General features: G+C 65.3%; 18 protein-coding genes. 9 read left to right on the top strand and 9 right to left on the bottom strand.

Annotated elements, in window-relative coordinates:
• The first annotated feature begins 185 nt into the window (after positions 1 to 185).
• The 3 genes from ACIBL3_RS46740 to ACIBL3_RS46730 all read left to right on the top strand — a co-directional run bounded on the left by ACIBL3_RS46740 (position 186) and on the right by ACIBL3_RS46730 (position 1,261).
• Entirely contained in the window at positions 186 to 335 is a 150-nt protein-coding gene (locus tag ACIBL3_RS46740; RefSeq protein WP_396360530.1) for a molybdopterin-dependent oxidoreductase, read from the top strand.
• A gap of 186 nt (positions 336 to 521) precedes the next feature.
• Entirely contained in the window at positions 522 to 878 is a 357-nt protein-coding gene (locus ACIBL3_RS46735; protein ID WP_396360529.1) for a DUF6510 family protein, read from the top strand.
• Positions 878 to 1,261: a DUF4440 domain-containing protein gene (locus ACIBL3_RS46730; protein WP_396360528.1), complete on the top strand. Its 384-nt coding sequence runs from the start codon at positions 878 to 880 to the stop codon at positions 1,259 to 1,261. Before ACIBL3_RS46735 ends, ACIBL3_RS46730 begins: the two co-directional genes overlap by 1 nt.
• A gap of 102 nt (positions 1,262 to 1,363) precedes the next feature.
• Here ACIBL3_RS46730 and ACIBL3_RS46725 read toward each other — a convergent pair whose 3' ends face one another.
• Positions 1,364 to 2,281, bottom strand: coding sequence for an NADP-dependent oxidoreductase (locus ACIBL3_RS46725; RefSeq protein WP_396360527.1), 918 nt, complete (start codon positions 2,279 to 2,281; stop codon positions 1,364 to 1,366).
• A 220-nt stretch (positions 2,282 to 2,501) separates the two neighbouring features.
• Here ACIBL3_RS46725 and ACIBL3_RS46720 point away from each other — a divergent pair, with 220 nt between their 5' ends.
• From ACIBL3_RS46720 to ACIBL3_RS46705, 4 genes are all read left to right on the top strand, one after another.
• Positions 2,502 to 2,744, top strand: a complete 243-nt coding sequence (locus tag ACIBL3_RS46720; RefSeq protein ID WP_396360526.1) for a hypothetical protein — start codon at positions 2,502 to 2,504, stop codon at positions 2,742 to 2,744.
• Positions 2,745 to 3,052: 308 nt separating this feature from the next.
• On the top strand, positions 3,053 to 3,604 hold the full coding sequence (gene msrA / locus ACIBL3_RS46715) for a peptide-methionine (S)-S-oxide reductase MsrA (RefSeq protein ID WP_396360525.1): 552 nt from the start codon (positions 3,053 to 3,055) through the stop codon (positions 3,602 to 3,604).
• Between the two features lie 438 nt (positions 3,605 to 4,042).
• Positions 4,043 to 4,711: a sigma-70 family RNA polymerase sigma factor gene (locus ACIBL3_RS46710; RefSeq protein WP_396360524.1), complete on the top strand. Its 669-nt coding sequence runs from the start codon at positions 4,043 to 4,045 to the stop codon at positions 4,709 to 4,711.
• A gap of 50 nt (positions 4,712 to 4,761) precedes the next feature.
• Positions 4,762 to 5,361, top strand: coding sequence for a molybdopterin-dependent oxidoreductase (locus tag ACIBL3_RS46705; protein ID WP_396360523.1), 600 nt, complete (start codon positions 4,762 to 4,764; stop codon positions 5,359 to 5,361).
• 32 nt (positions 5,362 to 5,393) lie between these two features.
• On the opposite strand, the gene ACIBL3_RS46700 is transcribed toward ACIBL3_RS46705, so the two are convergent.
• The 3 genes from ACIBL3_RS46700 to ACIBL3_RS46690 all read right to left on the bottom strand — a co-directional run bounded on the left by ACIBL3_RS46700 (position 5,394) and on the right by ACIBL3_RS46690 (position 7,401).
• Positions 5,394 to 5,696 (bottom strand): DUF427 domain-containing protein, encoded by a 303-nt coding sequence (locus ACIBL3_RS46700; RefSeq protein ID WP_396360522.1) that lies wholly within the window; start codon positions 5,694 to 5,696, stop codon positions 5,394 to 5,396.
• A 56-nt stretch (positions 5,697 to 5,752) separates the two neighbouring features.
• Positions 5,753 to 6,616: an alpha/beta fold hydrolase gene (locus ACIBL3_RS46695; RefSeq protein ID WP_396360521.1), complete on the bottom strand. Its 864-nt coding sequence runs from the start codon at positions 6,614 to 6,616 to the stop codon at positions 5,753 to 5,755.
• A 344-nt stretch (positions 6,617 to 6,960) separates the two neighbouring features.
• Positions 6,961 to 7,401 (bottom strand): DUF5709 domain-containing protein, encoded by a 441-nt coding sequence (locus ACIBL3_RS46690; RefSeq protein ID WP_396360520.1) that lies wholly within the window; start codon positions 7,399 to 7,401, stop codon positions 6,961 to 6,963.
• Positions 7,402 to 7,584: 183 nt separating this feature from the next.
• On the opposite strand from ACIBL3_RS46690, the gene ACIBL3_RS46685 reads away from it, so the two are divergent.
• Positions 7,585 to 8,223 carry a TetR/AcrR family transcriptional regulator gene (locus tag ACIBL3_RS46685; RefSeq protein ID WP_396360518.1) on the top strand — a complete coding sequence of 213 codons (639 nt, stop codon included), beginning with the start codon at positions 7,585 to 7,587 and terminating at the stop codon, positions 8,221 to 8,223.
• Between the two features lie 82 nt (positions 8,224 to 8,305).
• Here ACIBL3_RS46685 and ACIBL3_RS46680 read toward each other — a convergent pair whose 3' ends face one another.
• Positions 8,306 to 9,103, bottom strand: a complete 798-nt coding sequence (locus ACIBL3_RS46680) for a GNAT family N-acetyltransferase (protein WP_396360517.1) — start codon at positions 9,101 to 9,103, stop codon at positions 8,306 to 8,308.
• Positions 9,104 to 9,342: 239 nt separating this feature from the next.
• Between ACIBL3_RS46680 and ACIBL3_RS46675 the strand changes: the two genes are divergently transcribed.
• Positions 9,343 to 9,876, top strand: a complete 534-nt coding sequence (locus ACIBL3_RS46675; RefSeq protein ID WP_396360516.1) for a GNAT family N-acetyltransferase — start codon at positions 9,343 to 9,345, stop codon at positions 9,874 to 9,876.
• Positions 9,877 to 10,505: 629 nt separating this feature from the next.
• On the opposite strand, the gene ACIBL3_RS46670 is transcribed toward ACIBL3_RS46675, so the two are convergent.
• From ACIBL3_RS46670 to ACIBL3_RS46655, 4 genes are all read right to left on the bottom strand, one after another.
• Positions 10,506 to 11,180: a hypothetical protein gene (locus ACIBL3_RS46670; protein ID WP_396360515.1), complete on the bottom strand. Its 675-nt coding sequence runs from the start codon at positions 11,178 to 11,180 to the stop codon at positions 10,506 to 10,508.
• Positions 11,173 to 11,691 (bottom strand): hypothetical protein, encoded by a 519-nt coding sequence (locus ACIBL3_RS46665; RefSeq protein ID WP_396360514.1) that lies wholly within the window; start codon positions 11,689 to 11,691, stop codon positions 11,173 to 11,175. The genes ACIBL3_RS46670 and ACIBL3_RS46665 overlap by 8 nt, the downstream gene beginning before the upstream one ends.
• A gap of 104 nt (positions 11,692 to 11,795) precedes the next feature.
• Positions 11,796 to 12,317 carry a hypothetical protein gene (locus tag ACIBL3_RS46660; protein WP_396360513.1) on the bottom strand — a complete coding sequence of 174 codons (522 nt, stop codon included), beginning with the start codon at positions 12,315 to 12,317 and terminating at the stop codon, positions 11,796 to 11,798.
• Complete coding sequence (locus ACIBL3_RS46655; RefSeq protein WP_396360512.1) at positions 12,314 to 13,636, bottom strand: hypothetical protein; 1,323 nt, start codon at positions 13,634 to 13,636, stop codon at positions 12,314 to 12,316. Before ACIBL3_RS46655 ends, ACIBL3_RS46660 begins: the two co-directional genes overlap by 4 nt.
• Between the last annotated feature and the right edge of the window lie 94 nt (positions 13,637 to 13,730).

Genomic DNA, 13,730 nt, shown 5'->3' with positions numbered 1-13,730 from the left:
GCCGCGCCGGGTGGTCCCACGACTGGCAACCCAGGTGGTCCCATGAAGCTGGCAGAAAACCGCTCAGAGCGGTCCCATGCTCATGGCAGGCGACAGCCAGTGGCGGATCTGAGCGGTCGGAAGGCATGGATCGTCGACGAGTACGACGGGCGCCCGCTTGATCCGGAACATGGCGGGCCGGGGGACTGCTGGTACCGCACCTGTACTTCTGGAAGAGCGCGAAGTGGATCCGTGGTCTGGAGTTGCTCACCACCGATCACCCCGGCTTCTGGGAGATGTTCGGCTATGGCAACTGTGGAGATCCGTGGAAAGAGCAGCGCTACTACGGCGACTGAGGTGGCAGACAGGCACGGTGATCTCTACGACCTTCGAGACTCCGCGGGCGAGGTTTCGCCTTGTCTGGTGGATGAGTTGCGAGCAGGCGACGAGCTCGAGTTCCGTGGTCCGATGGCAGCCGGGTGCCTGTCCGGGTACTGTGCTCGGCACGCTCGCTCGAATCGCTGATCTATCGTGACGAGCTGATGGCGACGGCGGCGTACCTCATTGATGTCTCGATCACCCTGACTCGTGAGCTTCGGCGGGACAGGAGTGTGACGAGGATGGGACCTCTCGACGGCAATGCCATCGCGGGCGTTATGCACGACCTCTTCGTGCGAGACATGACGACCACGGAGTACAGGTGCACGGGTTGTCGCCGTACCGGGGTCATGGCGGAGCTGGTGGTGTACAGGTCAGGACCCGGCACGGTGGCGCGATGCAGGAACTGCGACACGATCCTGCTGATGCTCAGCGAACGCCATGGGATGTACTGCGTCGACTTGTCCGGAATGCCTCAGACAGCGCATAGCCGCACCACCTTCTCCTTGAAAGGCGCCTGATGACTATCCAGCACCCGCCCGACCCGACCGCCGCCGAGCTGGCGAAGCACTTGCCGCCGGCGATCATGAAGTACCTGCGCGAGGCCGATCCCCAGCACAAGGCGAACGCTCACGACCTGCTGGCCGCTTTCGCCGCCGACGCCACGGTGATCGACGACGACGGCACCACCTACACCGGTCATGACGAGATCCACCGTTGGCGGCAGACCGAGACCAGCGAGTACACCTATACGGTCGAGGTCAGCCACGTCGAGAAGCTCGACGACTCTCACTACGTCGTCACCAATCACCTGGAGGGTGACTTCCCCGGCGGTGTCGTCGACATCATCTACCGGTTCACCCTCGCCGACGGCCTGATCACCAAGCTCGAGATCGCTCCCTGACTCCGTCGCCTCGCGCGTCAGGCATCGAGAGTGCTGCAGAACGACCTCAGCCGTTCTGCAGCACCCTTGCCCGACGTCATCGCAGTACCGACGAGAGATGTATTACGGACGAACGTTGATGATGATCTTTCCCTTGAGCCGCTCGGTCGAGTTGAAGGTGGTGATGGCGTCGTCGAGAGCCGCGACGGTACCGATGTTCGTCCGGAGTCGCCCGTCCCGCACCCGCTGGACGACCTCGGTCAGCTCGGCGCGATCGGCCTCGACGACGAAGTCGATCGCCAGGCCGTCCGCGGGCCGTGACTCCGGCGGTCCGACGACAGTGACCAGCGTTCCTCCGGTTTTGATCAGGGCCGCGGACCTCTTCTGGATGTCGCCGCCGATGACATCGAAGACCAGATCGACCTGCCCGACGTCCTCGAGCGAGTCGTTGGCGAGGTCGACGAACTCGTTCGCGCCGTAGTCGAGCGCCTTCTCCCGGTCGGCAGCGCGTCCGGTGCCGATGACGTACGCACCGGCCTCGCGAGCGAGTTGCGTCACCATGGTGCCGACCGCGCCGGCGGCACCGTGCGCGAGAACGGTCTGCCCGGACTGAAGGCGACCGTGCTGGAACAGTCCCTGCCAGGCGGTCAATCCGGAGATCGGCAGGCTCGCGCCGACGGTGAAGTCGACGTCGCCCGGGAGTGGTGCGAGGTTGCGTGCCTCGATGGCCACGTACTCCGCCAGGGTTCCGTCGCGATGCCAGTCGGCGAGGCCGAACACGCGCTGTCCCACTGACAGCCCAGTCGTGCCATAGCCGAGCGCGGTGACCACTCCGGCCAGTTCGTGCCCGGGGATCGACGGTGATCGGCCACGGTCGGCACGATCGATCCAGGTCGAGGGCCACTCCAACTCGGTCGGGACGTAGCCCGAGGCATGAATCTCGACGACGACGTCGTTGATCGCCGCCGGTGGCTCGGGACGCTCCGCCAGCGTCATTCCTGCCGTCCCCGCTGCCTGGTCCGTCACCACGATCGCCCTCATCAGGCACCTCCTTGTATCCGGTCTTTCGCCTACGCGGCACTTTCGGCTCGTAAGCATTCGCGGCGCCACACGCTCGACGTCTTACCACGCGAGGGATGGGAGTTGGGCGCATCGCGAAATTGTTTCGATGCGGGCCGTAAGATCCGTGCCTGTCCAACCACCAACGGATATCTGTAGCCAGCACCTACGGATTCTGATCAACAAGTAGAGGTGAAGGTCATTGACCGGGTGGAGGGAGGGGCTCGAGCGATTCCTCGCCACCGACCCGAACGACGTCGGGTGTGACGAGGCGATGGCTGCTCTGCACCTCTATGCCGAACTACTAGCGGCCGGAGTCGACGCTGCCGAGCACTATCCCGGACTGGCGGCGCACCTTGCCGCCTGTGAGGCTTGCGCGGAAGATGCCGACGGGCTGCTAGCCGCTGTGCGGGACCACGATCAGCACACCCGGCGACCGGGATGACACCGAGCCGTGAGCCGATCCTTCCGGCCCGGCTGAACTGAGATCGCGGTCACAGCGAGTGCTGCGGAGCCTGGGACCAAATCAACTGCTTACGGTGTTGTTCCCAGTGACGGCGCAGCCAGCGACGTCATAGAGGAGAAACGTGTCGCACGACTACAGGAAGTCTCCGAAGGCGGTCAGTCGGCTCACCGACAGCCCGTACCGCGTGACGCAGAAAGACGAGGCCGGCGGCACTGCGTGAACTCCGCCGCACTGTTCGAGACGGCCGACACGTCCAGCGACATCACGAGCACAGAGGAGCATGCATCATGACCAGTGGAATCGACGACACGGGGCAGGTCACCCGCAGGCCGGGCACCGAGACAGCCGTCCTCGCCGGCGGGTGTTTCTGGGGTATGGAGGACCTCATTCGCCGGCAGCCCGGCGTACTCGAGACGCGCGTCGGGTACACGGGCGGGCAGAACGATCATGCGACGTACCGTAATCATCCCGGGCACGCCGAAGCCGTCGAGATCGTCTTCGACCCGGCGGAGACGACGTACCGCGACATCATGGCGTTCTTCTTCCAGATCCACGACCCGTCGACGGTGAACCGTCAGGGCAACGACATTGGCACCAGCTATCGCTCGGCGATCTTTCCGCTCACGCCGGAGCAGGAGAAGGTCGCTCGCGACACGATCGCCGACGTCGACGCGTCGGGCCTGTGGCCGGGCAAGGCCGTGACGACGATCGAGCCCGCGGGTCCGTTCTGGGAGGCCGAGCCGGAGCACCAGGACTACCTGATCAGGTACCCCGCCGGTTACACGTGCCACTTCGTACGCCCGGACTGGGTGCTGCCGCGACGCGCCACCAGCGCCTGATCCGACCCGGGGGTGTGCGCATCGCCTACGCGACGGGCACACCCCCGCTGGTCTTCGCGATCGACGGGCGGACGACCTATACCGAACGAGGCGCGACAGTTCGGGAGAGTGGTACGTCGATGACCAGGGCGAAGGCCGCTACGAATAGCGTCCGCGTTCCCTGGCCCGCGCGTTCGAGGCGTGGTTCCGGATCTCCTGGCGTATCGCAGTGCTGACACCGTCGACAGTGCCACAAATAGGACTCGATCGACCAGCTCTGAACTCTGGCATTAGGGTCTAGCTGTCAGTGTCTGAGCGTGTTTCGGCGTGAGCTGGACCGCTTGGCGCTGAGTGGACGGAGCTATGAATGGACGGTATCGTCCATGTCGTGGTTCCACCGTTCGGCACACCGAGGTGCCGGACCCTTGATCACTACGTTCCGCCGATCGCCGGAGATCCATGAAGAGCGAAGGTTCCGAGTCGTTGTCGCAGGTACGGGTGGTTTCCGCAGAGGTGGCCCGTGAGAACCGTGCCTGGGTTCGCGACCTGAGCAGCTGTGGGGATCGGCGTGAGCTTGCGAGCCGGCGCTTGTACGAGGTTCTCCTGCGCGCCGCGAGAGTGGAGGCCGGCCGACGGGCGGCGAGGCTGCGGCTCGTCGGCCCGGAGTTGGACGACATTGCCCACCAGGCCGCCGCGGATGCACTACTGGCGATCTGCGGCAAGGTCGAGACGTTCCGCGGTGATTGCAAGTTCACCACCTGGGCGTACAAGTTCGTGGTCTTCGACGTGGCGGCCAAGGTCAACCGGCACTTCTGGCAACGTGCCGGTGTCGCGTTCGACGAGGAGGACTGGGACCGCCTCCCCGCACGGCTGGGGATCGAACCGGAGGCGCATGCCGAGAGCCGAGACCTGATGACCGCCGTACGTCGCGCCGTCGACGAGCAGCTGACGGCGAAGCAACGGATGGTTTTCGTTGCGCTGGTGCTGAACGGTATGCCCACCGATGTGCTCGCCGATCGGCTCGGTGCGACACACAATGCGGTCTACAAGATGATGTTCGACGCCCGCCGGAAGCTGCGCGCCGCGTTGGTCGACGCCGGCTACCTGCCGAAGCAGCGGATCGCATGAGTAGTGTCGCGGAAGGGCAGGACGAGAGATCTGCCGGTCAGGAGGCCTAGATGGCAGTCGTCAACCGTGGGTTCGCAGGCAGAGGCGGATCCGACGAGCGCAGACTTCCCCCTGGCCAGCACCTGACCGAAGACTTCCCGGTGTTGTCAGCGAGCGTGACACCACTGATCCCGAAGGACAAATGGGAGTTCACGGTCACCTCCGAGACCGGCGCACAGCGAACCTGGCGGTGGCAGGATCTGCTCGCGCTTCCGTCCGAGTCGGTGGTCACCGACATCCACTGCGTCACCAGGTGGTCGAAGTTCGACACGCGCTGGGAAGGAGTGTCCGTCGATGCTGTCCTCGCGGACGTGAGCACTGAGGCGACACATGCAATGGTCACCGCCTACGGCGGTTACACGACCAACTTGCCGTTGACCGAGCTCCGTGGTGGGAAGGCATGGCTCGTCTATCGGTACGCCGGGGAGGAGCTAGGGGCATTGCACGGAGGTCCTGTGCGGCTGCTCGTCCCGCATCTGTACTTCTGGAAGTCGGCCAAGTGGCTCAACGGCCTGCGCCTGCTGTTGCGGGACGAGCCAGGATTCTGGGAAGGGGCTGGATACCACAATCATGGTGACCCCTGGCGCGAGCAACGCTACGAGTTCGACTGACGGTACGACGGGTACGCGCGGGCGGCCGCGGTCTACCCGACGATCACGCGCGTGGTGTCGAACGCGACGTACCCGGTGAAGTCGTGTCCGACCGTTTCGATCGCCGACCGCTTGGGATGCGGGTAGCACCATGCGGCGTCGAGGTACTGGTGGTGCGGCGTCTCCACACTGTAGTAGCGAGCCTGCCCCTTCCAAGGGCAGACAGAGGGAGTTGCGCTTTCCTTCAAAATACCGATCGTCAGCGAGTCCGGAGGAAAATACCGGCTTCCTTCGATCGAGATGATGTGTTCACTGTCTGCGTCCGCGAGTAGAACGCCGTCGATTGTCGCGCGCACTGTCGTCCTTCCGGTCAAGGTGTTCGCAGACTCTGTGTCCTGTCCCGGCATCGGGCTTACCTGACGATCTCGTCGTAGAAACTGTTGATGCCGTCAACGATCTCCTGAAGGCAGTCCTCGGTTGCGAAGTGTCCGGAGTCGAGGCGGACCAGTTGCGCGTCAGGGAGATCGCGCAGGTAGGCCTCGCCGCCTGCCGGGGTGAAGAAGATGTCGCCCTGACCCCAGAAGATCAGCGTTCTGGGCTGGTCACGACGCAGCCGCCGTTGCCAGGTAGGGTACTGCGCGGCGTTCGTCCGGTAGTCGTAGAAGAGATCCAGTTGTACCCGGCGCGCGTTCGGCCGGGCCAGGAAGTGCAGATCCAGATTCCAGTTGTCCGGGCTGATCTTCGTCGGATCCGGATGACCGGTGAGGTAGATCGCTCTGATGGTTTCCGGTTCGAGCAAGGCGTGAAGCGGTGCTTCGTTCCCAGCGATGCGGTCGGTCCAGAAGGCGTGACGCATCTCGTCCCAGATCTCGGTGAACCCCTCTTCGTAGCTGTTGGAGTTCTGGATGACCTGCCACTGCAGCCAGTCTGGATGAAGCGAGATCAGCCGGTTGCCGATCGGTCCCCCGTAGTCCTGCATGTACAGCCCCATCGGTCCGGTGAAGTCGATGGCGAGCAATGCCTCGTCGACGATCTCTGCGAGATGGTCGAAGGTGTACTCCCACTCCGCCGGATCCGGCATCTCGGTGCTCCCGAAGCCGGGGTAGTCGATCGAGACCAGGTGGAACCTGTCGGCAAGTGCCGGCATCAGGTTCCGGAACTGGTGAGACGAGGAGGGAAATCCGCCCAGTAGCAGGAGTTTCGGCGCTCCCGGCTTCCCCGCTTCGCGGTAGAAGACCTCCAACCCACCGGCGGACACGGTCTGAAAACTCGTCATCGGCATTCCACACTCATTCCACAGGGACGTGATCTAGAGGTCAGCGACGTCGTAGGGGATGACCTGATCGGTCAGGCGGCCGCGCTCGCACGAGTTGGCCGCCGCGACAGATCGGTTTCTTACCGGCAACTCCGGCCGGGATGAGGCCTTCCTGCTGGGATGTGGCCACGGCCGCGTCGGCCAGGCGCCACCGCAGCTGTGCGATTCGTACGGCCTGAAGGAAATGGTCGACTGCAGGGCAGTAGGGTTTCTGCGTCGTGCCTGCGCGAGTAACTCGTACGTCCGCAACTCCCTGTCATCGACCACGGTCAACTCGCGCTGGGCGTCGTTCCCCAGGGTTCTCGTCAGTTGACCTCGTCGAGTTCCAGCGGTTGGTCGTCGACGACGTGGATCGCGGCTTCTTCGGCGCTCGCGGCGCCTCCGTCGATCCCGACGTCGGCCGCGACGAGCTCTTCCTCGAGATCGAAGTGCGACCCCTCGTCCGGAGCTATCAGACGTCCGGCGCGTTCCCGGCCGACCTCCGGACCGTCGATGAACTCCGTCAGTACGGCGTACGGGTCGATGTCAGGCTCCTCCTGGGCAAGCCGCTGCTCGAAGGTCTCACCCCGCAACGCCTCCGCCGCGGTGGTACCGAAGCCCTCGCCGGCCGACCACCTCTCCGGCGGCGAGTAACCTTCGTCGAGAGGGTCGGAGACACCGCGCCCGTCGAGCGTGTCCGCGAACTGGAGCTGGTCCTCGTCGTCCACGCTGTAACTGCCGTAATACTCCCGACTGACCTCGCTCATCCGTCCTCCTGCCGACCGGCCGGCGGCGTGCCGGCTCCTCACGGGGGTTCGTGTCGGCCACGGCACGCGTACTTACCTGCCGAGCAGGACCACGGACGGTACGGTGGGTATCCTGCCCTGATGGTGGATCGTTCAGCTCCAGAAGCGGCAGCAATCGTTGCGCGGCCCCGATAAGCTCCTTTCGTGCCCGAGACAGTGAGCGAGCTCGATCGCCGCCTGACCGCCCGCGGCGCGGCCACGCGAGCCCGGATCGTCGCCGCTGCCGACGAGCTGATGTCTCTCAAGGGTGCCGCAGCGACCACGCTCGACGAGGTGACCGCGGCGAGTGGGACGAGCAAGTCGCAGTTCTACCGGCACTTCAGCGACAAGAGTGCCCTGGTCCAGGCAGTGATCGCACTGCGGGGCGGCCGGGTACTCGAGCGTGAGGAGCAGTATCTCCGCAGGGTCGACTCGTTCAGCGGACTCGACCGGTGGTGCCGGGCCATCCTCCAGCGAGTCACGGCGCGCCGTGGGGCGCTCGGCTGTGAACTGGGCTCACTGTCGACCGAGCTCTCCGATCAGGATGAGGCAGCACGCATCGATCTCGAGGCGCACCTGACATCCTGGATCTCGCTGCTGGCCGGAGCGCTCGAGCGGATGAAGTCGAACGGCAGGCTGTCCGAGGCCGCTGATCCACAAGCGCTGGCGACGGGAATCATGGCTGCCCTCCAGGGTGGGTACGTTCTCGCCCAGGCCGCCCGTGACCCCGGACCGATGCAGGTCGCCCTCGACCTGGCGATGAACTCGGTCCGGGCGTACGCAAAGCCGGCCGGCAAGAAGTAGCCGTCAATACTCCCTTCACGGGTCCTGATGCCGACCGTGCCGAGGCGTTGCGATTCCGCGTCACGGTCGCTCGTTCCTTCGGTTACGAGGTCGGGGCAGGCCGCGGCGCGCCGAGGACATCGGCGTACTCCGGGTTCTTCTCGATGAAGCGGCTGACGACGGCGCAGTAGTTCGACACCGTCACGGACCGCGTGCGGATGTCGTCGAGAGCGCGGCCGACCAGCACCCACGAAAGTCCTCGTCCGCGGTAGGTCTGTTCGATGACGGTGTGCGTGATGGACAGGTGCGAGCCGATCAGGTGGTAGACGAGGAGCCCGGCCTGTTGGCCGTCGACGAGCAGCTCGTAGTACTCGTCGTCTGCGTGGTGGACCACAGTGATCGTCGGGGAAGTCGGCGTGCTGGTGGGTGTTTGAGCAACGGCCCTCGCGTCGTTGATGGTCAGCAGGCCGGCCAACGGAGCCAGCCAACCTGCGCCGAACGCCTCGGTGGGAAGACTGGCATGCCAGGTCAGGCTCGATCCCGCGTGGTTGCGGAAGTGAAGGACGAGCTGCCAGGCGCCCTCGGTTTCCTGGAGGCCTTCCCCGGTACGCAGCTGCACCCGCACCTCGCTCGGAAGCGAGTTGAGCATCACCGGCTGCGTCCGCAACGGCAGGACCAGACGCCCGTCTTCCGACCGCAGGCTCTCTGGAGAGTCGGTCCGCGCGGTGCTCCAGTTGGCCAGCATCACATCCATCTCGGCGTTGCCGAACAAACTCGCGGTAACGCTGAAGTCGATCGGCCGGGCGCTGGTCAGCGTCTGCTTGTCCCGGCCGGTCACCGACAGCTGGCCATCGGCGAGGTAGAAGCCCGTTCCGTCGGGCCGAAGAACCTGGTGGGTCATCGCTACTTCCTCTGGGCTGCGCTCTGAACGGACGGCGGGGTGCTCGCGTCCACGAAAGGACTATATAGTCCTCTGATGGATGACGCATCGCGGACAGCTCTCTCGACTGCAGGCTGTCAGGGTTCCGATTCACGGGAGAGGTCACGCGAGGGCAACTCTGAAATGGACTGATCAGACCTCTTTGCGGCGTCGGAGGAGGTCGGTGGCGTGGAGAATACCTCGATCGACAGGACGGCGGAATGACAGTGATCATCGACAGCGACCGGCTCATGATTCGGGAGTGGACCGAGGCCGACGCGGACGCCGCCTTGCGGATCTACGGGTCTGCCGAGGTGGCACGGTGGCTATCGCCGGCGATGGACCAGGTCCCGAACGAGGCGACCATGCGCCTGCTGCTCCGCGCGTGGATCGAGGCCGGCAGGAGTCTCGTCGTACCCGCCGGGCGATGGGCGATCGTCACCAAGGCCGACGGTGCAGTGGTCGGCGGCCTGATGATCGGCTTGTTGCCGCCGTACGAGGAAGACTTCGAGATCGGCTGGCAACTCGAACCGGCAGCCTGGGGCCGGGGATTCGCGACCGAGGCGAGCCACGCCTTGATGCGCTGGGCATTCGCAACCGGCACGATCGACGAGTTGTACGCGGTCGCCCGACCGCAGAACCGGCGTGCCTGCGCGACCGCACGGCGTCTCGGGATGGCGTGGGTCGGCGAGACCGACAAGTACTACGGCCTGCCGATGCAGATCTACCGCATCCGCGCGGCCGAACTCGAGTGAGTGGACGGAGGGCGAGGCGTCCGGCGCCCTGGTGCCGATGACTCGGTTCGACTTCGGTGTGCCGGAGGGCGTACCGGTTGGGTCTCAGACGGGTGTAGTAGAGCCATCCGGCCAGATCGCCACCGCGGTAGAGCTCGAAGCGGCCTTACTCGGTGTTGTCGATCAACTCCTCGGCCACGGACGCCTGTACTTCGTTGCTCAACAACTCAGCCTTTCACACTCTGGGTCTGCGGATCACGTGCGGCGAAGACGGTGAACAAAGTGGCGCTGAGAGCGAGTCCGCCGTACCCGAGAGAAATGTGTGGCACGGAGAGGATGCCGGTGAGTCGGGCGGAGATGAGGCTGGGAACGGTCGCGCCGCTGTAGCTGAGCAGATACACCACCGCAAAGATTGGTGCCCGGTCGGACAGGGTGCTGCCGTACAGCAGACCCGAGTGGCCGCGCTGATCGCGATGCCTTGACTGGCGCCTCCGACGACGGTTGCGGCGATGAACAGTACCAGCGTTCCGGTGGCGATCGCGGTGATGATGCCGCTCCACCCGACCAGGAAGGTGATCATGCCGAGGCCTTGCGCCGCTGCCGGTGAGAACCGGCCGCCGAAGGGAGCGCCCAGAGCGCTGGCCGGCTACCTATTGCCCACGGTGCGGGTTGCCCTGACGGCCGACCTGGTTGCCGGCTTGCTTGGCGGCGCCGCCCGAAGCGGCCCGGCTCCCGAACCCAGCCTCGCTGAGCGGCCGCGACCCGGACAACGGGGTCTGGCCGTCGAAGGCGTGTGCGATGGCGCGGTTCGCGTCCAGGACGGGGTGGCGCTGATGTGCCTTGCCGCCGCTGCCAACCTGCGCCTCCCCGAACCGGTCCAGTTGCGGGAGCCTCGAGTCGGCCGACCGTCCGAGGCGCATCGCCGTCTGTTGGTAGGCGCCGTCGCTGCCGTGCCGAGGACCGATCGTGATCACGTCGCGGGCGTCGGTCCCGCCTGCGTTGCGGCCGGGGATCTCACGAAACGTCAGGCGATGGTTGGGCTTTCCGGTGCCGTCGCCGATCTTGGACACGACGATGTCCCGGCCGTCACCGAGACCTCGGTGCGCACCGAGCACATGGTGCCCCTTCGACGATCCGGTCTCGAGATCCTGAAGTTCGCGCAGGACGTTCTTGTAGAGCGTGCGGTTCGCGTTGTGCGCTGGTGTCTTGTCGCCGGGATACTGCGCCGCCTCCGCGGCCGCCGCGTCCCGCATCCGGGTCAGGTCCTGAACTGCGCCCTCGCTGAGCAGGACCTGGTACGGACGGTTCGGTTGGTCCTCAGCCACCGGCCGTGCCGCGTTCCTGCCGGATCTCATCGAGCATCTGCTGGGTGAACGCGTCGTCCTTGGACCACTCGTCCAGGCTGAATCGGGTGCTGCCCGGCGTCGGCGCCGAGTCGTAGCTGCGAACGGTCGGGTCGTCGATGACATCCCGCGGCGGCTCGTCGTCACCACGCATGGCGCGATACTGCTGGGTCGACATCACCACGAGCACAGGTTCGGCATCGCTGCCTACGAGTACCGGAGGGCCGAAGGTGCCGTGGCGCATCGCCGCGACCATCTCCGGCAGCTGCCGGGCGAGGACCTCGGGAGCGACCACGGTCTGGTAGCGGCCGAGCGTGTCCTCACCGCCGAGATCGTCGTACTGGTCGTAGCTCGCGACGACAGCTTCCGGGACACCATCGTCACCAAAGGCGAACGAATGGGTCTCACCGTGCATGAATCGCCCGAGCACGCCGGCAATGTCAGCAGCGACGTCGGCAACGGACGGCAGATCAGGGTACGGCGATCCGGACATGTCCCCATGGTAGAGGTCTCGGAGACCTCAGCGCGGGACTTGGCCTGCGGTTGGCTGGCATCGTCCCCCGAGCGTGGTGCGCCTGAGTTGTGTGTCCCGGAGTGCTACGGCGTGTTGGTGGGTGTTGGCGCAGGGGGTGGTGGGGATGCCGCGAGGCCGCGGCATTCCTTGGCTCCGTCCGAGGATCCGCCGTCGGAAGCGATCCAACGGGGTGTGGGGGAGGGCTTGCCGTCGATGGCTGCGGCGGTGGTGAGCTGGAACTGGGTGTCTTCGTAACCGATGGTGGTGCTGCGTCGCCGGTCGCCGCTGGGGCCGGGGATGTCGATGGTCCCGTCTTGGCCGAGGTACCGGAGTGCGCGGTCGTCGACGCAGTACGCGACCGTGGCCTGGTGGGCGGTTGGCGCGTCGACGGACAGGACGTGGATGACCTGTGGTCCGATCAGCCCGGTGTCGTCGGTCTCGATGATGCCGTAGGGCGACTTGGGCAGGATGAGGCTGATGTAGACCGGGTCAATGATCCACGGGTGTGAGTAGAAACGTCTTTGGGCGGTGATGAACGTGGTGAAGGCTGCCATCACCTGCTGCTGGTCTTTTGTCAGCGGTTGCTTGGGCGGCCTGATCGTCACGCTGACGTTTGATGCGACGACGGCCGTTGGTACGGCGGTAGGTGTCGGGGACGATGTGGGCGGTGTCGGAGATGGCAGGTCTTGCTGCCCGTCACATCCGCCGGCCGCCAAGACCACCATCGCCAGGATTGCTGCGATCCGGCCGTGTCGTCGTCTGTTGCTGGTCGTCTGGTCGGCGCTTCCACGAAGTTTCGGAGTCCGTCAGGGCCGTCCTCGATCTTCTCTCCGAGACCGTAGTACCCCCTGAACGCGTTGGCGTAGGTTTCGATGTAGTCCCCACCGCCGGTCTTCGTTCTTGCCCAGGTCTGCAGTAGTCGGCGTTCGTCGGTAGTCATCGCCGAGAGGCCTTTGAGATGCGGCCGTCCGTCGCTGCCGCGTTCCAGCAGTTGTGGGTTCAGCCCGGTGGTGTCGCCGGTGCGGACGCGTGCGTTGGCAAGGTCGTGCGCGGCGTGGTTCTCGGCGACGCCGACCCCGGTGGCGTCGGCGTCGGTGTCGACGGTGGTGGGCAGGACCGTCGCCGGCTCCGGGATCTGCATGAGGCCCTCGTCGATGACTCGGCCCAGGACCCATCTGCCGACGTCGGCGCTCATGCCGGTCACTTTGCCTGGGACCTTGATGCCGTCGGCGATCTCGCCGAAGAGGTAGGTGGCGACGGACTTCACCATCTGCTCGTCTGCTTGTGCTGCTGCTCTGGCCTTGTTCACGGCATCGGCGTCGTTGATGTGGTCGTAGTACACGGCATTGTGGCCGGCAGCCGTGACCATGGCGTCGACGAAGCCCGCCGACTTGGCCTCGGTGGAGGTGGGATCGCTGAGGACGCTGGTTTTGTAGGCGTCAGCCGCGAGGCGAAGCAGGATTCGGGCGTCTTGGTCGGTCGAGGCCAGCATCGCGAAGCGGTGGCGCTGGTCGGTCGAGATTCGGAGATGGTTCTCGTCGCCGGGTCCGGTCACCTGCGACGGCTCATCGGCGCCGAAGTCGCTCAGGTTGGCCGCGATCAGCTTGCTGAGTGCCTGAGCGATCAATGGATTGGCCTTGACTCCGTCCAGCGACCGCTTGAAGGTCTGATGGTCCAGGCTGCCCTCGTCGGAGTCGTGGACGGTCACTGCCCTGATCAAGTCTGCGGTGGCCTGCTTCGCCAGCACGAACTCTGGAGACGACGGGTTGAGAGCCGCTTGTGCGGCCCAATCCGTGAGGCCCGCGACAGCCGCGCCGTCATCCTGCCAGTCGTGCCTGAGCAGTGTCCGGGGCGCATCGCTGTCCGACATCACGGCTGCGGCAGCCTTGTGGCTAAGAGCAACAATCCCTAGGAGCTGCTGCACGAGGAATAGTCAAGACCTGTGGATTGGCGTGTCACGCAGCTTGTTGATCACCTCCTGATTCGTCGGGTCGTTCGACGAGTTTGCCGTTCTCGAA

The organism is Kribbella sp. NPDC050124, assembly GCF_044460355.1.
Lineage (GTDB): Bacteria > Actinomycetota > Actinomycetes > Propionibacteriales > Kribbellaceae > Kribbella.
The sequence above is the reverse complement of the archived record's forward strand: the minus strand, read 5'-3'. Positions and strand labels throughout refer to the sequence as shown.

Excerpts from the sequence above, each read along its gene's own strand:
- ACIBL3_RS46730 (WP_396360528.1), top strand. The coding sequence starts at position 878 with ATGACTATCCAGCACCCGCCCGACCCGACCGCCGCCGAGCTGGCGAAG.
- ACIBL3_RS46725 (WP_396360527.1), bottom strand. The coding sequence starts at position 2,281 with ATGAGGGCGATCGTGGTGACGGACCAGGCAGCGGGGACGGCAGGAATG.
- ACIBL3_RS46680 (WP_396360517.1), bottom strand. The coding sequence starts at position 9,103 with ATGACCCACCAGGTTCTTCGGCCCGACGGAACGGGCTTCTACCTCGCC.
- ACIBL3_RS46690 (WP_396360520.1), bottom strand. The coding sequence starts at position 7,401 with ATGAGCGAGGTCAGTCGGGAGTATTACGGCAGTTACAGCGTGGACGAC.
- ACIBL3_RS46665 (WP_396360514.1), bottom strand. The coding sequence starts at position 11,691 with ATGTCCGGATCGCCGTACCCTGATCTGCCGTCCGTTGCCGACGTCGCT.
- ACIBL3_RS46705 (WP_396360523.1), top strand. The coding sequence starts at position 4,762 with ATGGCAGTCGTCAACCGTGGGTTCGCAGGCAGAGGCGGATCCGACGAG.
- ACIBL3_RS46735 (WP_396360529.1), top strand. The coding sequence starts at position 522 with ATGGCGACGGCGGCGTACCTCATTGATGTCTCGATCACCCTGACTCGT.
- msrA (WP_396360525.1), top strand. The coding sequence starts at position 3,053 with ATGACCAGTGGAATCGACGACACGGGGCAGGTCACCCGCAGGCCGGGC.
- ACIBL3_RS46675 (WP_396360516.1), top strand. The coding sequence starts at position 9,343 with ATGACAGTGATCATCGACAGCGACCGGCTCATGATTCGGGAGTGGACC.
- ACIBL3_RS46710 (WP_396360524.1), top strand. The coding sequence starts at position 4,043 with ATGAAGAGCGAAGGTTCCGAGTCGTTGTCGCAGGTACGGGTGGTTTCC.
- ACIBL3_RS46695 (WP_396360521.1), bottom strand. The coding sequence starts at position 6,616 with ATGACGAGTTTTCAGACCGTGTCCGCCGGTGGGTTGGAGGTCTTCTAC.